Below are 21288 nucleotides of genomic sequence, written 5' to 3' on the forward strand. Positions count from 1 at the left end.
GAATATCAATCTGCCAGAGCCTATGCCTTAAAATGGCAATACCGACTGCAATCGGTAATAAGGCAAAGCCCAACTCCTCCACCGAACGTCGAATAAGCAAAGTTGCTGCACTGTTCTGACCAGTTGCTGAAGCTGAGTCGACCGCTTGCCACACCAAGAAAATACTCATAAAAAGTAGATTGATTCCAATTGCATAGAGGAACCACTTGATCTGACTACGTTCCACTGGTCCTGCTATTTTTCGGTACCTATAAATTTGAGCCCACAGTACAGCCACATGCAGAGCAGCCCAGAACACTAAATTCATCCAAACTGGCCACGTATGTGGATCCAGCAGTGTTCCTTCCAACAACATGCTCCCTGTGTAGGGCAAAATGGAAATAAAGACAACAGGAATCGTCCAACGAGGAATGAACCTACCATCAGGGAAAAGACAAAGAAACGGCGTGAGAAAAATCGCACCAATCCAGCGAAGCAGATCTACAGGCAGTGCCCAAGCTGGATTCGCCACCACCAGCGTTTCCCCACCGGTAAGGACTGTTACTAAGAAGATGGATACAAAAAGTGGAAACCACTCATTAGACTTTCGCCATGCGATAAGCCATGCAACCCCTTGAAAGATGAGAAAGGATACACTAGTTAGTAAAACGATAAATACTGCATAGAAGGAAACGGAAAAGCCGGCTGCTTCCAACGCCTGGGCGGATGAGTGAGTGAGCTGAGAAGGAGAGAGGCAATTGGCGCTATCCTGACAAACAGTATGAAGAATCTCGTATTTGCCCTGCAATTCCACCACCCACACGGTAGCAGAAAGCAAGGCGACCACGCCGAACAAAATCCTTGCAATGATAAGTCGATGACCAAACAAGCGCATACTCTCCCCCCCTTATATCATCAATTCTAGGCCGGTTTACTTTCTTCTTCCGAAACAGGTGTACCTCCATCCGGTGTGAGGCGCCAAAGCACCATTCCCATACCAATTAGACTTGCACCAAGAAGGACTGCTCCAATCAAATAGAATGGATTCGGTGCAAGGTTCAAGAGAGGCGCAATCATAAATGCTATTGCTGCCCAACGAGGCATGACTCGTGCGCGCATGATAGAGATTCCAAATAGGACGGATGTTAAAATCCACCCGAATAGTGCAACCATGAAAATAATCATCATCACTGGCGGCGGATCAAATCTCCCTCCGAGGATCATATCCTCATAAAGAAAGGCAAAAGAGTTCACGCCAATCATCATCGTTGTGAAGATAAAGTTAGAAACGAAACTAAAAAAGCCAAATCGTTTTACCACGTGAGCCTGCACAGCAAAAACAGCAACTAAGGCAAGCAAAGTCATTATCTCTGCAAATATTTCAGATGGCAATGTGAGGTTGCAAACCCCACCATGGGAATGGGCATCCCCCGTATTGCAGATCAGTCCCCACAACGGTTTCAGTACATAAGGCACCCCAGCTAAAATTGCAAAGGGAGCTAACCACCTTGACCAATTGTTTAACATATCCATCGACCTCCTAATAGGTTTGGCGACATCCTTGCCGCTTTACCCTCATTTTATGGGAGGTCGATTCCCACAGGTAGAGGAGAGAATCCCATTGGGTTGGGAAATGGCGTTGGGTTTTATTGGAGGAGAAATCCATAGTTGTTTTATATTATTATAATATTTAGAAATTAATTTAGGAATGGTTAAATATAATTATGTTTTACCATTAGATGCAATAGCAAAAAGGCTTTCTCAATAGGTATCTTTTACCTTATGAGAAAGCCTTTTTTGCTAACCATATTATTTTTTCAGTGACCGCTATATTTTCTATACCAAGGTGTCCCAAATCAAAGGTAAATAAACAGCCTCATCCCCTTATTCTACTACCCCTGACTCCAAAAGCTTTACATTGACATTCACGGATATTTTAAGATCAGGGTAAAGCTCCTTCCATTTCTTTTGATCCCATTTTCGAGTTCGGGTTCGAACCTCTTCACCAATTCCTAGCGGATCAATTCCTTTTTCCTGAAATTGCTGGATCATTTCCTGTGACTCTTTTTCTACCGATTCTTTAATTTCCTTTTCTAGCTTCGTAATTTTCCCAGTATTTAGGCTACCATCTTGATATTCCGAAATAGTTGCCTTTAATTCAACATTGATGATTATTTCGGAATTGGTCATCGGCTTCTTTATGTCGTATTTCCTTTCTGAGCTTATATTATAGATAGATATGTCTTTATCTTCATTCACCTGAAGTGAGTACGAACCCTTTTGGCCTTTCCGTTCCAATAATATCTTAAAGATAAAGAATTGCTCTTCCTCTATTTGGCCAACCATTTTATCATCATCAAACAGACCGACTGCTTTTAATTTCACTTGATCTTCCTCATGTTTAATTATGGGAAGGACAGGATCCATCCCTTCCGCATAAAGTTTATATAAGAATTGATGAAGATTCGTTTTATGGATCTGACCCGCTTCGATGTTTTGCTCAATTAAATTGGAGAGGTAAATGCCAGTGTCCGTGTTTCCATACTGTTTGCTCAATAATTCTTTTGGACTTCCATCTACCACAACCAAATAGATATTAGAGCCAATGGATGGGTCTCGCTGTAATGTATCCAAAAGATCATGAATCCCCTTTTCTGCAGTTTTCCATTCATATAACGTTACTTCCACTTTTCCACTAACAACAGGTTTTTCTGATTGTAAACTATGCTTATCTCGAACTTCTTTGCTTAATTTGGCAGTATCCGTTATCGTTTTACTTATGACCGACTTATCGGGCTGGAAGCTGGGATAAACAGAGGTAACTTCTATCATGCCGTCCTCTGTATACTCATAGCCTCCAGCACTTGATAATTGAATATCGTCTATTATTCGTTGATCGATATTCATACATCCTGTAAGGAAAAAAGGAAACAGTAAGCATAAATAGGCTAAAAATCTGTTAACCATTACTGGCTTTCCCCTTTCTAATTTTAGTTATCAAGAAAGCTAGTATAGTAAGAAGAGGTATATAGATAAAGACTAATACTAACCCCAGAAGGGAAATATATTGATTGATTTTCTCAATATCTTCTCTACCTTGTATCACTGCAGTTGAGCATAGTAAAATTATTAAAATGAACAGGATCACTTTTTTGTGATTAAGGTTGAAAATCTTCTGAATGCCCTTCGATCCAGCCCAAACCGCCAAACAAATATTTGGTAGAATAATTAATATCCACGATGTAATTCCGATATACTCAATCCTTTCAATAAATGGGAGTTCCACAATTTTCCACATGGATAAAGTAGCCCAAATTTGTTTGCCCACTTGTTTTTCACTAAAAAAAGCAATGGTAATGATGAGTATGAATAAATATATTCCTAACGTTAATACATTCCCTAAGTGTGCCCACTTTTGGGATTTCTTTGGATTTTTAATATACGGATAGTACATAAGCAACGTGGAAAATCCTAAATAGCCTAACATCATATCCTTGGTAGCAACAGAAAGTTCTTGTACAGAATGATTCCATATGGGCAGTAGATTACGAAAGTTGGCGTACTCTATTGGAAAGAAGAAGGTTAGAAATATGTAGAAAGGGATAACAACGCCTAAAAAGCTAATGCCTGTAACAATTCGGAAACCACCAGTAACCGTGGAATAGACAAGAATTAATATGATAATGCTGAACATGATTATATTGATTAACGGAAATACCCATACTTGAACGATTTCGATATAGCTCCTTAGTACGACAAGCCCAATCATTAACCAATAGATAATCCATATCAGGCTAAAAAATCCTCCAATCCATTTCCCAAACAAATCTTTATGTATATCGATAAGGTCCTTTTGCTGCTTGTTTAAAAGCAGGTACATGACCATAATGATGACGTTGATCAATATACCTGCAGCAATAACAGCCATCCAAGCATCATTTCCTGCCGACTTCATAATCGTACGCTGAAACCCTAACACGCCCACTCCCATTTGAACAGCATGCACTAAAAAGAATACGAGAAAAGGAGATATTTGCTTCTGTTTCTCTTCCATATCAACACCTCCTTAATTTCTCAACTCCGTTTTGGATCATCATTTTTCTTTGCTTTACCAGCCTTAAAACGCATGGTATCCTGCGTTTGCTCTTGTATTGGGCGCTTGGATTGAAGAGAAAATGGTAAACGTACTAATGAATCTTTAAAATCTTGTACTCTTGGTGGATAAAACGGTTCAAGAAACGGTCTGCCTAATGAAGTTAACTTTAATAAATGAATAAGTAAGTAACAAAAGCTGATGGCCACTCCTAGAAATCCCATATAATGAGCCATTAATAAAAACGGGAATCGTATTAATCGAATTGTATTACCCATTTGATAGACGGGAGTTGTAAAGGAAGCCAGTGCCGCTAGAGCAACGATAATTAACAAGACATTACTCGTTAATCCCGCCTCAACCGAAGCCGTTCCAATGACAATACCACCCACGATACCAATCGTTTGACCAACCTTTGTCGGCAGTCTTGCACCCGCTTCTCTTAAAAGCTCAATGGCTAATTCTAAAACAAATGCTTCCAGTATGGGAGGTAAAGGAATGGCACTTCTCGAAGTAACCAAGGTAGCCACCATATCCTTTGGAATTAATTCGAAGTGATACGTAAGAACTGCCACATAAATTGGTGTCGCTAAAATAGAAAATAATACAGCAAAAAAACGAACCAATCGGAAAAAGGAAGCAACTACCCAATTTAAATAGTAGTCCTCAAAAGCAGAAAAAAATTCAAAAATAGTAGTTGGACCGATCAATCCATGTGGTGCACCATCTACTAAAATTGCAACCTTTCCCTCCCCTACAGCCGAAGCAATCCTATCCGGTCTTTCCGTGTCGATTAACTGTGGAAAAGGTGAATTCTGATTATCCTGGATTAATTGCGTGATAATCGAACTATCCGTTATTTGATCAAAATCCAAGTTAGATAACCTTTGAATAACAGTATTAACATTCTCTTTATTAGCAATTCCTTCAATGTAAAGGACCGAGATTCTTGTTTTTGATAACCTTCCAACCGTTAGTTCCTTGATGACAAACTCAGGAATCGGAAGTCTTTTTCGAACAAGGTTAATATTCGTATCCAAGGATTCTACAAATGACTCTTTTGGCCCTACCACACTGAATTCTACCTCTGGCAGTGAAACCTGACGTGTTCTATCCACATCTGATTTCACAAGCCCAACCTGGTCCATGTTATTAACATCAAATAGTAAGATATATCCCTTTAATAGATTGTTTTTAATAACGGATGTATCGGATGTTAGAATAACCTCTTCAATAGGCAGCAATGTTGGTAATGAGGAAATCACATCCAAGTCTTTAAGGAAAGGGAAGACATCACGATGTAAGATTTCCGAATCAATTAGGGTCGAATAATAACCTATTACGAGCGAACACTTCTCATACTGGAATGTAAAGTGAGTAAAATCATTTGATGCATTTAGCTGCTGAAACAGACTCTCTATCGATTCGTCCTTGTTCTTATCATTCTCTTTTTCTATTCCCTTGGATTGCCTTCTTCTACGTCTCCACGCGCTCATCTACACTCACCAACTATGCCTAGAAATCAAGAGTCTATACCTTTCTAATTTCTTCAATTGCAGATAAAATATACCAACTGTGCTGTTTTAGAATATAGAACCGTCATCACTGTTGTTTAAAATACAAAAAAGGCATTGGAATAATCTCCAATGCCATCCATTTAAAAACCCAATAACCCTTATTTTAAAGTTGAGGCAGCCTCTTTCTGCTCATTCCCTCTTACGGTTATCTCCAAATCATCCACAACTTTATCTTTCAAAGAAACATTCCGGTTTAATACGATCATTTCCGCCTTTGCCATCGTATTTACTTATGATCTTGAAGTATCCAATATCTGTGCCAAAAATTTATCGATTCGGAGGCCAAAGTCATATTTACAACTTATTCTTATCTTCGCTTCCGATGAATTGGAATCAACCTTATCCTTTTTCAACGCATAATCGATATCTTTATTTACTGCATCACACAGTTTCCGGAGCTTGTTAATCTCAAACGCGTGATACCAAATGGTCTCTTGATCATTATTCATATACTTTTGATGTAGTATGGGATCCACTCGACTGACATGCACTCGAGATAAAATAGGGTAATTCCACGTGTTTTCACAATGTACACAATTATAAATGAGCCAAATATCAACTAACTTTTGATTCGCATTCACCCTAAATTTATCACTACAATAGTATTCCGTGCTCCTTTTACAGTTCCTACAATTTCTTATGATCTTAGGTGTTTCTAAAGCAATAACCTCATAATTTACAACTTGATTTACACTCATTTTCGCTCCTCCTATTTATCCAGAGGAACGCTAATAATAGCTGAAGGGAGAAAATTTTCCTTAGAAAAACTCGCATTCGCTCGTATTTTTGAGAATGCGTTAGCTTTTCTTATGCCGGCGGAAAGTTTCTACACTTTCCTAACAGCCAATATAAAAAAGCGGAACACCACATAGGTATCCCGCTCGGAATGTACACAACAGATTATCCCGCGTTCCCTGTAATGGCTAAAAATAGGCACACTTCTCCCGTCGTTTGAACACCCTGTTCAAAAAGAAGCGCACTATTTAATTGCTTAACCATTACAAGTAATTTGGCAAATCCAATTCCACCTTCCATATTTATCCTAGTTTGAATTATATAATAATTATATGCATTGTCAATAAGCACTCGTGAATATTGAGGTTAATTCTTTTATGACCTTTTGGTGTGCGCAAACTATTTTTTACGGATTGAAACTTCTATTAAGCCTGATTCGTATAATGATACAAGTAACGGAGCATATCGGAAGAAAGTAATGGGAAAGGAGGGGCATTATGAAAGCTTGGGTTTACACGAAATATGGGGTAAGTGATGTACTTCAATTAAAAGAAGTTGTAAAGCCGTCTCCAAAGGAAGGTGAGGTACTCGTTAAGGTACATCATGCTGCAGTCAACTCATGGGATTGGGACCTTCTAAGAGGAAAACCATTTATCGTTCGTCTAGGCGCTCCATTCAAACCGCCGTATAAAATACTCGGAGCTGACATCGCTGGCCAAGTTGAAGCAATTGGCACAGGCGTCCATTCCCTTCAACCAGGGAATGAAGTATTCGGGGACATTTCTGGGAGTGGTTGGGGAGGGTTTGCCGAATATGTTTGTGTAAAAGAGAGTACGTTAACACTCAAACCAGCCAGCATGACGTTTGAAGAGGCTGCATCGTTACCACAAGCTTCCGTGCTAGCCCTGCAGGCACTTCGTAAGCGGCCAATGCTACAAGCAGGAGAGAAAGTGTTATTAAATGGTGCAGGAGGCGGTGTCGGTACATTCGCCCTGCAGCTTGCAAAGTTACAAGGGGCAGAAGTTACATGTGTAGACCACACAGAGAAATTAGATTTCCTACAGTCGATTGGTGCTGATCATGTTGTGGACTATACCCAGGAAGACTTTACTAACACAGGGCAAAAGTATGACCTTATTCTAGATGTTGTTGGTAATCGGTCTCCTTTTGATTACAAGCGGGCTTTGAATCGTAATGGTACGTATGTCATGATCGGAGGTTCCCTAACACGAATCCTCCAGACCTTGCTAGTAGGATCATGGCTATCCAGACATGGTAAGCAGATGTCTATTCTAATTCACAAGCCTAATCAAGATGACCAACATACGATTCAAAAACTTGTTGAAGATGGACAAGTAAAACCAATGATCGAGCGATGCTTTTCACTAGACGCACTTCCGCAAGCCCTTCAACATCTTGGTGAAGGAAAAGCGAAAGGGAAGATTATAGTGTCTATCCGTAATAGCTAGAATAGATGTAGATATTTTTTCTAAGGGGGGAATGAAGATTGACTTATGTCGCATTACTTAGAGGTATCAACTTAGGCAAAAGAAATAAAGTTGAAATGAAATCATTAAGGGCTCTCTTTGAGGAAATGGGCTACCAAAACGTACGAACTTATATTCAAACGGGTAATGTACTTTTTGATGAACTGGCATGTAATGAAGAAGAGACTGAATTACAACTAAAGAAATCTTACGGATTCGATATTCCGGTCACGATTCGTTCTAAGGGAGAGCTTGAAAAGGTTCAGCAACATCCCCTATTTACCAAAGACAATGTCTACATACTTTTTTTAAAACATCCAATTTCAGACGAGCAGCTGGGCATTCTTAAAGACACGGTTGATGAAGAATTCGATGTGATCGATCAAAAGAATATTATCATTCATCTTTCCAAAAGTTTTCATCAAACGAAGTATAACAATGCCTTCTTTGAGAGAAAGCTTCAGATTCATTCTACTGCTCGGAATCGCAATACGGTGGAGAAGGTTTTGGGAAAAATGTAAAACTAGACATAGGCATGTTCCCCATTAACAAGCAGCACGCTCTATATACGAGCGTGCTGTTTCTCATTTCATATTAAAGCTCTTCATCATTCGGTAACTGGTAGGTGCGTTTGGTTACTAGCTCTGGGTGTGGCCATTTGACGAGGGTGAGAGTAACTCCCTCGCTTCTATCATTTCTTCTTTTTCAACTCTCTCAAATACCCCATTGACGAGGCAAATGCAGCTGCTCTCTCGGGGACTCCCTTACTTACAAGCTCTTTCGCAGTTTGCTCAATCTTGTTTCCTGCACCCTTTAACTCCATGTTTAAACCCTCCCTTCTCGCCCATATTATTTGCGTGGTGAATAAATATAATCAGGACTACTTGGGAGCTAGGGCATCTTCGGGATATTCCTCCTTCCTTCCCAACTCAACTATATTTCTTAATGCCTTTAGCGGTTGTCAAGTTAAACTTGATAACTGAGTCTTCACAATTGCTTCACCAGGACATCCCCACTTATCATCTTCAGAAAAATATTTTTTCAATTAATCCTAATGGCTCTACACCAGTAAAGAATGCGTTTTCATATTAATGTAATTTATTAGACAATTACGAAAAGTATGTAGACACGCATTTTTTAACATGTTATAGTAATGAAAATTTACTTATAAACATACAAAAAGAGGAGGAATCACATGTTAAGTAATCCGCTTATCGCAACCGTTATTATTTTTGCATTTATTGCATTCGGGGAATGGCTTTCGATTAAATCCAGAGCAAGAATCCCAATGCTACTCACTGCAATGGTAGGGTTTCTAATTGTTGGCTGGACAGGAATTTTGCCAGAAGACATCTTAGAAAAATCCCAATTTGCAGCACTAGGAGCAATACTTATTGGGCCCGCTATTCTACATATGGGTACCATGATTCCTTTTTCTTTACTCAAAAGCCAAATCAAGGCCGTACTAATCTCTCTAGGTGGCTTGCTTATATCGTGCCTCCTAATTTTAACGGTTATCACGCTTATCTTTGACTACCCAACAGCTGTTGCAGGTGTAGGTCCGATAAGTGGTGGAATCATTGCGTTATTGGTCACATCAGAAAAGTTGACCGAAATCGGTCTATCGAGTCTGATTGTCGTCCCAGCACTAGTTGTGGCATTTCAAGGTGTGGTAGGGATGCCGCTAGCGTTAAATTTCATGAGAAGATATGCTTTAAAACTACAAAAAGATATGGACAACGGATCCTTTGTACCGATGGCAACGGATGAAGAAATCAACGGGAAGGCCACAGATGAAACCGAGTCGAACCCAGTTAAAGCTAGTATGACTTTGAAGTTATTCTTTGTATTTGCTGGTGCCGCTGTCGGGATTGTCCTAGGAGAGTTAACAGGAGTCCATTATAGTCTATGGTGTTTAGCAATCGGAATCGCTGGCCTGAAGCTTCGACTATTCGAACCGAAAGTACTTGATAAATCAAACTCATTTACCTTAACCATGATTGGCATAATCTTTGTTGTGATGGGAACGATGGCAGGAGTAACCCCACAGGATGTATTAAATAACTTACCTAGTGTAGTAGCGATTCTAGCCATTGGTACCATTGGACTTTCTATTGGTGGATATATCACATCCAAATTAGTAAAGTGGCATCCATATAAAGGTATGCCTGTTGCACTAACTGCATTATTCGGTTTCCCTGGAGATTATATTCTTTGTGAGGAAGTTTCCAGAAGTATTGGTCGAAATAAACAAGAGGAAAAATTAATTTTCAATGAATTACTAGCACCGATGCTCATCGGCGGTTTTACTACGGTAACCATCGTATCAGTAATCATTGCGGGAGTTTTAGTACAGACTTTGTAATCAAATGAAATATACCATACTACAATAGAACACATGGGGGAATGAATGATGGGTAAACAATTGATTAAAAACGGACTATTAATTGATGGAAATGGCGGAGAAGCAAAGAAAGACCACGTTGTCGTCACAGAGAACGAGCGCATTGTATATGTCGGGCCAGAAACTGGCTACACACCAACTGGGGACGAAACAGTAGTTGATGCGGCAGGTGGTACCATTCTTCCAGGACTAATCGATACACATGTCCATATGATGATGGAATACTCTCCACTTTCCGAGCGGCTTGCTACACCATTTTCATTCATGTATTACCAAGCAGCGGAATACTTAAAAAACACCTTACATGCGGGTATCACGTCCGTTCGCGATGCACTTGGCACGGATCTCGGGGTAAAAAAAGCAGTAGAAGATGGTCTAATTCCCGGCCCACGTCTTCAGCTTAGCATCAATGCACTTACTATTACAGGTGGTCACGGCGATGGTTATACCGTATCAGGAAATACACTTGACCTTCTTCCTTCTGACTACCCAGGTATGCCAAGTGGCAAATGTGATGGAGTTGAAGAAGTTCGCAAAAAAACACGGGAAATGTTGCGTGCCGGTGCTGAAGTCATTAAAGTGCATGCAACTGGAGGCGTTCTAAGTGCAACCGACCATCCAGAGTTCACCCAGTTTTCCCTAGAGGAATTAAAAGCAATCGTAGAAGAAGGGCGTTTCCGTAAAGGGGTAAAAGTGATGGCCCACGCACAAGGCGCAGAAGGAATTAAGAATGCAGTAAGAGCAGGAATCCATTCCATCGAGCACGGTATCTTCTTAGACGATGAGGCCATTGAGCTGATGCTAGAGAATGGTACCTATTTAGTACCAACGTTATTAGCTCCTGTCGCCGTATTGGAAAATGCAGCCGAGGTTGGGATGCCAGATAGTGCTGTAGCCAAATCCAAGGAAGTCATCGAACACCATAAAGCAAGCTTTACTAAAGCTTATAAAGCTGGTGTAAAAATTGCGATGGGAACCGATGCCGGCGTGATGAAGCACGGGACCAACCTTCGCGAGCTTGGCTTAATGAAAGATGCGGGAATGTCACCGATGGATACGATTGTCGCATCCACCAAAACCGCTGCAGAATGTCTAGGTTGGGAAGATAAAGTCGGAACACTGGAACAAGGGAAACTAGCGGATATCGTCGTTGTAAAAGGAAATCCATTAGAGGATATTTACTCTCTTGCTAATAATGATAACATTCAAGTGGTTATTAAGAATGGGAAGGTTGAGAAGAACCTGTTATTGGATGTACCATTAACGGTTTAATCAATAAAACACGTCGTGCGAATCACAGGGAATCGCACGACGTGTTTTTATTATTTTAACAGTATGATGTCTCTATATAGATTAATGCGCTGCGACCATTTCCATATTCGACTTTTTATGTTGGTCATATACGTTTAAAGCCTCCTGTAAACTTTCGCCCTTATTCACAGGATAGCCTTTCCGAATAAGTGTCGCTTCTAATGCAGAAAGAACATGAAGAATATTTTTCTTGCGGGAGCTATATCCCATTGTCCCAATCCTCCAAATCTTACCATGAAGCGGTCCAAACGAACTGGCAATTTCAACCCCAAAGTCCTCTAGCATCATAGCACGTACCTCATCACCGTTAATACCCTCAGGGATCTTAACTGCGGTAACAACAGGGAGCTTGTGCTTTTCATCACCAAACAACTCTAAGCCCATCGCTTTAACCCCTGCAACTAATGCTCTTTCATTTAGCTTATGGCGTGCAAATCGGTTTTCTAGTCCCTCTTCCAAAATAATACGAAGCCCTTCTCGTAAAGCATACTGCATACTGGTTGCTTCCGTATGGTGGTTCAGACGGACAGGGCTCCAATAATCCTGAAGCTGTGCTAAATCAAAGTAATTACTCATGATTCGATTGTTCGCTATATCGCTCTCGGACGTTTTCAAGCCTAGTTCTATACTTTTTCTTTTATTGATTACTTCTTCTATTCGATGGTTATACGTAACCGGAGCTAATCCAGATGGCACAGATAGGCATTTTTGCGTACCGCCAATCACCGCATCCAGTTTGAGTTCATCCACCTTAAGGTCAACTCCACCCAATGTTGCTACCGCATCGACAACTAACAGAACATCTGCATTTCGGCATGCTTCCCCTATTTCCTTTAACGGCTGCACACAGCTAGTAGATGTTTCGCCATGGACGATGGCAACCATTTTTGGAGAGATCTCATGAATCTTATTAATGATGACTTCCGGGTCAAAAACCTCTCCCCAAGGAACCTCCATGGTTGTAACCTCTGCTCCATAGCGCTGGCAGATTTCCGTTAACAGATATCCGAACCGACCGTATATCGGAACGAGAACCTTATCACCAGGTTCAATAATACTGCACAGAACTGCCTCGAGACCTGCTCTGGAAGATCCATCAATCGGGAATGCCCATTGATTATCTGTTTGAAATACCGCTCGTAGCATTTCCATCGTTTCATTCATGATATTCGTAAATGCAGGATCAAATTGTCCAAGAATGGGGGTCGACATCGCTCTTAATACTCGAGGATCAACTTCGACCGGCCCAGGCGTCATAATGGTTCGAAGTGGGACATTTAAATCTGTATAATAAGTCATATATTTTAGCTCCTCTAATAAATTTGATTTAAAGAGAATGTATAATTATAAATTGTATTGTATAAAAATTACTCCCATAAAAAGTAAATAACAATTTAATATTATCAGAAAAAGCTAATAGAATCAACAAATAATCTAAAACCAAGGAATTAAAACGCTTTCAGTGTTAATGAGTTTTTATACAGAAATAATGCGCAGGGACGCTTTTCCCGCTTCACGATGAGTAGTTATTGGACCTTACCTTGCCGTCCTAGTCACTATGCTATTTATTACAGGAAGTATCCTGTTTTTAAAATGGTATATTGGAAATCGGAAAGTAATATAACTTTTCAGACGTCTTGAATCAGATTAGAAGGAGATAATTAAAGGTTGCTAATCAATGTGATTAGCAACCTTTTTTAGCCAAAAGAATAATTATAGTTTAACTATCTCCGATTCATACCCTTCCCATTCACAAAATCCTTCATATACATACGGGCTTTATTTCCTAACATCTTCGCCAACTGCCCCGTCCAAGTATCTGTCCGAGTCCCTTTTGTTCGGTCTTGATAATACTCTTGGACTGTCTGGTTATAGGATTCCAGTTGCTCTTTGTAAGATACTTCGTCCGTATTATATTGGTTCTCATGATAAACATGTTCTAATGGAAGTCGTGGCTTCAGGTCATTGATTTTCGCTGGATGGCCGACAACTAGTCCAAATAGCGGGATGACGCGATCTGGTGTACCTAAGATTTCACTCACCTTTACCAGGTCATTCCGTAGACCACCGATATAACATATCCCGAGCCCCATGGATTCTGCAGCAATACTCGCATTCTGAGCGGCCAAGCTTGCGTCAATGGTTGCTACCATAAATTTTTCCGTGGATTCGATGGAAGAAAGGACATCTGCATTCTCCATTTCACCGATCACTTCATGCCGGTGAAGATCTGCACAAAATACGAATAAATGGCCATTCTTGGCAACATATTCCTGATTGGCAGCAACTTCCGCTAGCTGTTCTTTCTTCGTTTGATCGGTCACGCCAATGATGGAATATGCTTGGATATAACTGGATGTTGAAGCTGCTTGAGCGCTTCTGACAATCGTTTCAATTTGTTCCTGTGATAGTTTTTTATCCTCAAATTTTCTAACGGACCGATGCGATAAAATAGTATCGATTACTGTATTCACTTTGGTCACCTCTCCCGTTCATACAATCATTCTAACGAAGGAGTTATTTAGAAATCAAGGAAAGTGCGACGCGTCATCATGAAATAAAGGGACGGTTGCTCATGATAAATGAAGCTACCGTCCCTAGTTTTTTGCCTAGATACCAGCTATCAAGCTAACCTACCACTATAGACTTTATCTATCGATACGCACTATCACATGTATTCGCCTGTGGTTCATAATAACAATGCTGTTTAAATTGTCCGGCAAAGGGTTGACCATACCATGTAGGAGGACATGGCGCATATGGATTAAAGTACCAAAGCGAAAACTTCGCTGGATGTTGCCTCCAAAATTTCACAACGTCTCGTGCTAATTTCCTCTCTGCTTCTCTTGCTGGCATATAAAACATATTCCCTTTTTGTACGGCTTCAAACGAATAATTTCCACCTTGAACTTGGAAAATTACATCTCGTATCGTCCTTACATCCTTAAAATCTAAACAATCAGCTACCGCACGATTGACGATGACATTCCCAACCATAAGCATGCCTAGTTTTCCTTCACCCTCGGCCTCTGCCCTAATCATTCGAGCGATCAAATCGATGTCTTTGTCCGTATGTTTGACTCGTGTCACGATCATCACCTCTAAATTAGAGTATGAAAATTCCTTTAAAAAGTTGATAGCTTTTCGGATTTAAGACTTGTACCAATTCTCTCTGCCAGGAACCCTTATTATTCAGATTGTTTGAAGCCTTCTTGTTGAAGGTAGTCAACGGCAGCATTGTATGTTGCGTGGGAGGTATCGAGTTATTCCCCTGCGTATACATTCCACGTATCGTTCTCAGAAATGATTGAAGAAAAGGACTATCCAATACATAAAAAAGGGATGGTCAATATTCGTGACTTCTCAGAGGAAGAGCTTCGGAAGGTTATTCAACAATCAATTGCTTCCTTATCAGAATCAATTTTGGACCAGGTTTCCTGTCCCCACGGGGCCTGCTTTCCTACTTCATCCTCTCCGGTAGCGCATGAATCGTCTCAATCAACATATTGAGCTTACCTTCAATCCGGTGCAATAAGTAAAATGTCACCGCTATCGGAAATCCAACTTCTGTTATGAGCGATACCCAATTGTCCAACTTCATTCACCTCCTCATTTTGAAGTTTCCTTCGCGTGGCGCGTGATCCTAGTTATAAAAAAGGAAGTCACCAAGGGGAACTCCCCGAGGCAACTTCCTCCATTAATAATTAAACTAGTTCTACATCCTGGACATTACGCTCAACGATACGAGCACTTTTCTTAGCGACTAAATTACCACCGCTTGACGTAAAAGTATTTTGCTCAATGATTGTATCCATCGCTGCAGCTACAGCAGCTGGGTCAACAGGTTCAATTGGTTTCTCCAGTGAATACGTTACGGTTTTGCCATCGGCGTTTTCGAACTTCAACTCTAACGTTTTCATAAACGGACCTCCTTTCACCAATTTTTAAAAAACCTACTGTCCTGAACGAATGTCAGAACTGTCTTTTCGCTCGATGTTAAATAATGAGCGCTCTTGCAATCCCGCAAAAGCATTTGCAATTGCATACAGCTGATCTGCCGTTGCATCCGTCTTCACGTTATTAAAGCTTTTCGCTTTATAGACTGGGTCACCAGAGACGGGATCATTTCCATCAAAAAGAATTAGACGAAGCTGTGAGCTTATCATATCTGCTACTGCCATGCTTATTACCTCCTTTCACCTATATAATCGATGTAAAGGAGGATCAGGTGGCAGATGATTCTTTGTTTTCTTCTTTTCGTTTTATCTTTCCGATTATAAAGATGACCCTATAGGTGTCGCATACTTCTTTTGCTGAAATATTACTCTAAAGGGGCTTATTACTTTATGATGGTCAAGATATTAAACTATATTTTTTCATAATGTGACTTCCTTGGTAAAAACTAATAAAAAAGGAGGGGTCATTTTATGATGGGTTTGATAGTCAAACTTATAGTGTGTCCGCTTACCGTATTTCTTGCTTCTGTAATTTTTCCAAATGTAAATTATACGGTTTTTTATCAACCTATAATAGTAGGTTTCATACTCGCTATATCCGCTCATATGATGGAAGTGGTTTTATTAAAAGAAGGTAGATTTTGGATTAGCACCATAGTTGATTTTATTGCCGCAGCATTAATTGTATATGTTGTTTCACTTTTCCAAGATGCAACAGTAACTGTTCTTGGTGCCATTCTTACAGGAATACTTTTAACGATAACGGAACTTGTTCAACACCAATGGCTAATTCGAAGTGGTAGAAATCAAAAGACGTAGCATATTAAAAACCCACTATTTTTCTTTTTAAAGTTATAGTGAGAAGTGAAAGAAAGCTCGACCAATCTCAGGGATCAATGAATCCGTATCAAAAACCGAGCTTCTTCACTTTCATTTTTGAATCAGGTTTAAGTATGTTGGGGCCATGGAGCTCGTGTAGGAAATTGGAATCGAAATGAATAAGTGAAGATCTTTCAAATTAATAGAGAAAAGAGAGGATAAAACCCGGATATATTATAATATCCCTGTTTGCGGAATAAATCTTTCCTTATCAATATCGACCATAAGAATAGTTGAACTTTGATAACCATTTGCTCCTACAATATAACTTTCCCTATTAAGAACAAATGAATATACATCTTCACCCACAGGGTAGATATCTAACAAAATATACAACGAAGCAGGCATCTCCTGTAGTTGCTCCTTATTTACCTCTACCTCATCTAAGAATTCCTGTTTGGATTTAGATACATATTCCTCAATTTCCTTATTGATCGACGAATTTTTAAATTCCGGGTAATGGATAGCCATAATGTAAGTCGCCTCGTCTGTTACTTCGGTAATAATATCCACACCAGGGTATGCAGACTGACCCACATCTTTACTACTATCGTCTCCATCATTAGAAGAGTTGCTATCATCATACTTTAAGAGAGAATTAGCTAATAGAATAACTCCTATAATACCTAAGATAATTAGAATATAAATGGTTAATTTAGTTGGTCTCATAACTGTTACTCCTTCTAGAGTTTTCTTGATGCTATGATAATAATATACCCGAAATGGAACATTTGCATAAGATTGTTTAAAGATGCCTGTCCCTCACCGATATATGTCGAATGTCGAAAAAATTCAGGAAGGGACAGGCAAGTTACAAAAAAATGTATATCCAGGTCCTAATACTATTTACCTATCTACCCTTTTAGTGTATAAATATTATAATAGAACCTTTTATACATAAGCTCTAAAGGGAGGGAAATATGGATATATTAAAAGGCGATCATACTAATAAAATTATGATGAAAAACACAGAAGTTTCATTAGTTGCCTCCGGTGATGGGACAGAAGTTATTCATCACAAATTATATAAAGGCTCTAGATGGGCAATGGTACCTGAAGATGCTTGGACAGCACTAGAGCATATTACAATATTATCCGGCGAACTAATCTATAATTCACCAAGTGGAGAAACTTTATTATTGCCAGGCGACTCTGTTAGTGCATGCCCCGTAGATGAACATGCCATATTTTTAGCAAAAACAGAAGTTGAATTTTTATATGTTACCTCTCAACCACAATTCCACTACTATAGTAATGCAGTAAAAGATATGATGGAACTTGCCATTCAGGTAGAACAAAAGGATGGGTATACAGCTGAACATTGCGATAGAATCAAAGAATTTGCAATGATGGTTGGCGAAAAAATGGGATTAGCCTCTGATGAAAAATATATCTTAAATTTAGCTGCTTTCCTTCATGACATTGGAAAGGTTAAAGTACCTCGTGAGATCTTAAACAAACCAGGTAAACTGACTGATAGTGAATTTGAATTAATGAAAAAACATACTACATGGGGAAAAGAAACCTTAGAGAAAACTGGATTAGTAGATTTAATTAAAGCTGGTGAAATTATAGAACAACACCATGAAAGATATGATGGTAAAGGATATCCTTCTCATTTAAAGGCAGATGAAATCCGAATTGAAGCAGCTATAATCACTGTCGTTGATGCTTTTGATGCAATGACTACTGATCGAGTATATCGAAAAGGAATGGATATTGACGATGCATTCGCTGAATTAAATGCATGTAAAGGGACCATGTTCCACCCAAAAGTAGTAGATACTTTTATTTCATTAAGAAGTAAAGTAGAAGAAAGGAGGTGATTCCATGAAAAAACTAGTAATCATTCTTACACTTACATTATTATTTTTCTCCATGAACGCAGGCATAGTAGGTGCAGAACATGTAAAAGAGGCGGACAAGAAAATTTCGCTTAATACAGGGCTGAATTTATCTATTCCGTTTAAAACAGCTAAACTAACTTATAATCTACAAGAAGGTATACATAATAGATTAACAGGACTAACAGGATTAGAAGTAGATCATTTTTATATCTGGGTTGAACTGGATGGACAAGATGTTTTAGCTGTAGACCCCGCCAGAGTCATGTATTAGGAGTCACAATGACGGTTCTAATTTCCATATCTTTGAAGCTTGAACCGTATACTTGATTTTGTATTACAAGGTCTTAATAGTATCTAAAATGGTAGATAAATCTCCTGAACCACAAGTTAATCACTAATGATAAAAAGGGGCAGTTCTCCTGGTTCACGATTGTAGGTGAAGGATGGGAACTGCCCCTTTTATTTGGTGTAGACTTGCGACAATCTATTGAACAACGAATCGAGGTTTTAGAATACGTTTTTTTTGAACCATCATGCACGAGAACCATTATTATGTTTCCACCGTTTAATGGAGCCCCAGCTGTTACGTTTCTTTTTGTACCCAATAAAAGACGTGACTCGTACAAATGATAGAAAGTAGCGAAAGATAGTATTTTCTAATACAACAAAAAGAATCGCTTTTATCATATCTATAATATTCAACTTTATACCTTGAAAATAGACCCGTTGGAAAAATGCGGTTAAGGATAATAAAATGCCGTAACCTATGTATATTAAAAATAAATTAATCATAAATGGGACATTCAGTATATTAAATTGTAAGGATAGTAGAATGGTAAAGATACCAAAGACTTCGATGAACGGCCCTAGTAATTCAAACACCCAATAATACAAATATGAAATAAAGCCCACAGGTTTATAGCGAAAACGCAGGAGCATCTCTGGATAACCAATTAACGATTGAAATAATCCGATATGCCAGCGCCTTCTTTGTTTAACAATATCACGAAGCGTCTCTGGGGCTTGACTCCAACAAACCGCTTCTGGTTGATAACGAATCTTATAGGAACCTTTACTATTCAACATAAAGGAATGAAGTCGCATCACAAGCTCCATATCTTCCCCAATTGTATCCGTTTTATACCCACCGGCAGCAATCACAATATCTTTTTTGTATAAACCAAAAGCACCTGAAATAATCAAGTTCCCACTAAATTGATCAAGTAAAATGCGTGACGCTAGAAAGGAACGGTCATATTCCATCACTTGCATGCCGACAATGGGCTGCCAAGGTATCCGATATTTACGCACGTACCCGGCCTTCAATTCAACACATTGTGACACTTGAACCATTCCACCAACAGCAATAACTTGTTCATCCGCAAACACAGGCTGGATGATTTTTTCTAATGCATTGCTTTGCAGAAGTGAGTCGGCATCTAAGGTAACAAAATAAGGATATTGGGATGCATTTATGCCCATATTTAACGCATCACCTTTTCCTCCTCTTGCCTTTCGAATCAACGTTAAATTAACATTGTTCATCATAGCTTCATAGATTGCCTCTTCCTCTTCACAAGGAAGTCTACGATGAATCGGGCTACTTGTTGATTGAAAAGGAAAGGCTTCCATTAATCGTTCGATTGTCTCGTCTGTTGAACCGTCATCAATAATAATAACCTCATATAAGTTATAGTCTAAGTGCAGTAATCGTCTGACGTTCTCAACAATGGTTACTTCTTCATTAAAAGCAGGCATTAAAATAGATATTGGCATATAATAGTCATGTTTTATTTCATTACTTAACCTCATCATCCGATCCTTTTCATAAGTTCGGATAGCACCAAATAACACCGAGAAAAACAAAAAGGTAGTATACATGATCATATACCCAACAAAGAAAAGGGCTATGATTTCCATTAATCTCTCAATTAATAGGTTCATCGGTTCACTCCCCCTTCTACGGAAAGATGGTAATGAGGAACCTCTTCCAAATCGTTAACGCGGCTTACTAAAACGTCTGAATCGTCGAGATTAGAAACGTTCATTGCTAACAATGACTGACTGGCATTACGTCGTACATACCAATCGTCATCTGTCAGTGCTTCATTTAAAGTGGCAATAACCTTTTCAGAAGGATACTCACTTAACACATTGACTGCCACAATTCTGATGGGGGGATTAATATCTGATGCCATAGATACTAATAAGGGCTCCACTCTTACATCGTGATGTTTTTTAAAATAACGCATTAGCCGTGTTTTAATCTCTAGATCTACCTGTTTCTCTTGTAACATGCGATAAAAAGTATCTTTATAGCGATCACTCCGATACGTGATAAAACCAATCAAGCCTAAAACAATGGAAAGATGAAATGTCTTGCTCTCTTTCCATAATGTGTCTATCAACGTCTCATAGTCGTAGGGATACTTTAGCAATCCGTCTTGGATGAGTTTAGCATGATGAAACAGATTATTTTCTGTTAAGTAATGAAATGCTTTGCTAATCAACTTCGGATCAGGTTGTTGATACATCGCCAATAATACATTTTGTCGAAGATATATTGTCGCGTCATCCATATAGGAAAAAAGTGTACGAAAAATAAACGGATCACGCCAATTATCCTTGGCATACGTTGCGATAAAATAGGCAAGATACGCCCGTATCATTTGATCATGAAATCGATAATGGATTACTAATTCAAGTATGACGGGTTCTAGTTGTTTTAAATAAAGCGTATTTGTGGTAGTGTCTCCCTTTTCTAATTGATTCAACGCTTTCTCAAAAGCAATTAATTGATTGGTTTTCTTGAGCCGCTTACTAAGTAAGTTGCGATGATTACGATCAATATAACCACTGTCCCGAACTAACCGATGTTGATCCGAAATCATACTGGTAAATTTCCGGATATGGTGTGCTTCACGAAAGTCATAGTACGATTGATAGAAAATATAACTAATCGTATAGAAGAGAATCAACAAGCAAATGATAAAATAGACAATAATGATTATCATATACAT

Annotated in this window: 23 protein-coding genes; 7 read left to right on the forward strand and 16 right to left on the reverse strand. The window is 39.2% G+C overall.

The window, feature by feature from the left end; genetic code table 11:
* Positions 1 to 900: 900 nt before the first annotated feature.
* The 6 genes from TE34_RS03150 to TE34_RS03170 all read right to left on the reverse strand — a co-directional run bounded on the left by TE34_RS03150 (position 901) and on the right by TE34_RS03170 (position 6347).
* A complete protein-coding gene (locus TE34_RS03150) occupies positions 901 to 1371 on the reverse strand; it encodes a hypothetical protein (protein WP_157037570.1) in 471 nt (156 codons plus the stop codon).
* Between the two features lie 492 nt (positions 1372 to 1863).
* Positions 1864 to 2946: a Ger(x)C family spore germination protein gene (locus TE34_RS03155; protein ID WP_047983375.1), complete on the reverse strand. Its 1083-nt coding sequence runs from the start codon at positions 2944 to 2946 to the stop codon at positions 1864 to 1866.
* Positions 2939 to 4033, reverse strand: coding sequence for a GerAB/ArcD/ProY family transporter (locus TE34_RS03160; protein WP_047983376.1), 1095 nt, complete (start codon positions 4031 to 4033; stop codon positions 2939 to 2941). Before TE34_RS03160 ends, TE34_RS03155 begins: the two co-directional genes overlap by 8 nt.
* A 20-nt stretch (positions 4034 to 4053) precedes the next feature.
* Positions 4054 to 5568, reverse strand: coding sequence for a spore germination protein (locus tag TE34_RS03165; protein WP_047983377.1), 1515 nt, complete (start codon positions 5566 to 5568; stop codon positions 4054 to 4056).
* 179 nt (positions 5569 to 5747) lie between these two features.
* The gene (locus TE34_RS21575; protein WP_269083144.1) at positions 5748 to 5870 is read right to left on the reverse strand and encodes a hypothetical protein; all 123 of its coding nucleotides are present in this window, start codon (positions 5868 to 5870) and stop codon (positions 5748 to 5750) included.
* 9 nt (positions 5871 to 5879) lie between these two features.
* The gene (locus TE34_RS03170) at positions 5880 to 6347 is read right to left on the reverse strand and encodes a DUF1062 domain-containing protein (RefSeq protein ID WP_053074950.1); all 468 of its coding nucleotides are present in this window, start codon (positions 6345 to 6347) and stop codon (positions 5880 to 5882) included.
* A 534-nt stretch (positions 6348 to 6881) separates the two neighbouring features.
* Between TE34_RS03170 and TE34_RS03175 the strand changes: the two genes are divergently transcribed.
* Together TE34_RS03175 and TE34_RS03180 are read left to right on the forward strand one after the other, a co-directional pair.
* A complete protein-coding gene (locus TE34_RS03175) occupies positions 6882 to 7853 on the forward strand; it encodes an NAD(P)-dependent alcohol dehydrogenase (RefSeq protein ID WP_047983378.1) in 972 nt (323 codons plus the stop codon).
* A 38-nt stretch (positions 7854 to 7891) separates the two neighbouring features.
* Positions 7892 to 8392 carry a DUF1697 domain-containing protein gene (locus TE34_RS03180; RefSeq protein ID WP_053074951.1) on the forward strand — a complete coding sequence of 167 codons (501 nt, stop codon included), beginning with the start codon at positions 7892 to 7894 and terminating at the stop codon, positions 8390 to 8392.
* A 170-nt stretch (positions 8393 to 8562) separates the two neighbouring features.
* Here TE34_RS03180 and TE34_RS21580 read toward each other — a convergent pair whose 3' ends face one another.
* Positions 8563 to 8694: a hypothetical protein gene (locus TE34_RS21580; RefSeq protein WP_269083145.1), complete on the reverse strand. Its 132-nt coding sequence runs from the start codon at positions 8692 to 8694 to the stop codon at positions 8563 to 8565.
* Between the two features lie 372 nt (positions 8695 to 9066).
* On the opposite strand from TE34_RS21580, the gene TE34_RS03185 reads away from it, so the two are divergent.
* Positions 9067 to 10236 (forward strand): hypothetical protein, encoded by a 1170-nt coding sequence (locus tag TE34_RS03185; RefSeq protein WP_047983379.1) that lies wholly within the window; start codon positions 9067 to 9069, stop codon positions 10234 to 10236.
* Positions 10237 to 10284: 48 nt separating this feature from the next.
* Positions 10285 to 11547 (forward strand): metal-dependent hydrolase family protein, encoded by a 1263-nt coding sequence (locus TE34_RS03190; protein WP_047983380.1) that lies wholly within the window; start codon positions 10285 to 10287, stop codon positions 11545 to 11547.
* 81 nt (positions 11548 to 11628) lie between these two features.
* Here TE34_RS03190 and TE34_RS03195 read toward each other — a convergent pair whose 3' ends face one another.
* From TE34_RS03195 to TE34_RS03215, 6 genes are all read right to left on the reverse strand, one after another.
* Positions 11629 to 12885 (reverse strand): pyridoxal-phosphate-dependent aminotransferase family protein, encoded by a 1257-nt coding sequence (locus TE34_RS03195; protein ID WP_047983381.1) that lies wholly within the window; start codon positions 12883 to 12885, stop codon positions 11629 to 11631.
* A 425-nt stretch (positions 12886 to 13310) separates the two neighbouring features.
* Positions 13311 to 14060: an oxygen-insensitive NADPH nitroreductase gene (nfsA, locus tag TE34_RS03200; protein ID WP_047983382.1), complete on the reverse strand. Its 750-nt coding sequence runs from the start codon at positions 14058 to 14060 to the stop codon at positions 13311 to 13313.
* Between the two features lie 178 nt (positions 14061 to 14238).
* The gene (locus TE34_RS03205; protein ID WP_047983383.1) at positions 14239 to 14676 is read right to left on the reverse strand and encodes a cell wall hydrolase; all 438 of its coding nucleotides are present in this window, start codon (positions 14674 to 14676) and stop codon (positions 14239 to 14241) included.
* A gap of 370 nt (positions 14677 to 15046) precedes the next feature.
* Positions 15047 to 15181, reverse strand: coding sequence for a YvrJ family protein (locus tag TE34_RS20540; RefSeq protein WP_084710609.1), 135 nt, complete (start codon positions 15179 to 15181; stop codon positions 15047 to 15049).
* Positions 15182 to 15290: 109 nt separating this feature from the next.
* A complete protein-coding gene (locus tag TE34_RS03210) occupies positions 15291 to 15506 on the reverse strand; it encodes a DUF2922 domain-containing protein (protein ID WP_047983384.1) in 216 nt (71 codons plus the stop codon).
* A gap of 33 nt (positions 15507 to 15539) precedes the next feature.
* Positions 15540 to 15767 (reverse strand): DUF1659 domain-containing protein, encoded by a 228-nt coding sequence (locus tag TE34_RS03215; protein WP_047983385.1) that lies wholly within the window; start codon positions 15765 to 15767, stop codon positions 15540 to 15542.
* Positions 15768 to 16013: 246 nt separating this feature from the next.
* On the opposite strand from TE34_RS03215, the gene TE34_RS03220 reads away from it, so the two are divergent.
* A complete protein-coding gene (locus TE34_RS03220) occupies positions 16014 to 16361 on the forward strand; it encodes a DUF2512 family protein (protein ID WP_047983386.1) in 348 nt (115 codons plus the stop codon).
* Positions 16362 to 16595: 234 nt separating this feature from the next.
* Here the strand turns inward: TE34_RS03220 and TE34_RS03225 are convergent, their stop codons facing one another.
* Positions 16596 to 17090: a hypothetical protein gene (locus TE34_RS03225; RefSeq protein WP_047983387.1), complete on the reverse strand. Its 495-nt coding sequence runs from the start codon at positions 17088 to 17090 to the stop codon at positions 16596 to 16598.
* Between the two features lie 251 nt (positions 17091 to 17341).
* Here TE34_RS03225 and TE34_RS03230 point away from each other — a divergent pair, with 251 nt between their 5' ends.
* Both TE34_RS03230 and TE34_RS03235 read left to right on the forward strand, forming a co-directional pair.
* Entirely contained in the window at positions 17342 to 18247 is a 906-nt protein-coding gene (locus tag TE34_RS03230; RefSeq protein ID WP_047983388.1) for an HD-GYP domain-containing protein, read from the forward strand.
* 4 nt (positions 18248 to 18251) lie between these two features.
* The gene (locus tag TE34_RS03235) at positions 18252 to 18539 is read left to right on the forward strand and encodes a hypothetical protein (RefSeq protein ID WP_047983389.1); all 288 of its coding nucleotides are present in this window, start codon (positions 18252 to 18254) and stop codon (positions 18537 to 18539) included.
* A gap of 260 nt (positions 18540 to 18799) precedes the next feature.
* On the opposite strand, the gene TE34_RS03240 is transcribed toward TE34_RS03235, so the two are convergent.
* The gene (locus TE34_RS03240) at positions 18800 to 20212 is read right to left on the reverse strand and encodes a glycosyltransferase family 2 protein (protein WP_047983390.1); all 1413 of its coding nucleotides are present in this window, start codon (positions 20210 to 20212) and stop codon (positions 18800 to 18802) included.
* A complete protein-coding gene (locus TE34_RS03245; RefSeq protein ID WP_047983391.1) occupies positions 20209 to 21288 on the reverse strand; it encodes a HEAT repeat domain-containing protein in 1080 nt (359 codons plus the stop codon). Before TE34_RS03245 ends, TE34_RS03240 begins: the two co-directional genes overlap by 4 nt.

The sequence above is a fragment of the Ornithinibacillus californiensis genome (assembly GCF_001038485.1).
GTDB classification, from domain to species: Bacteria; Bacillota; Bacilli; order Bacillales; family Amphibacillaceae; genus Ornithinibacillus; species Ornithinibacillus californiensis.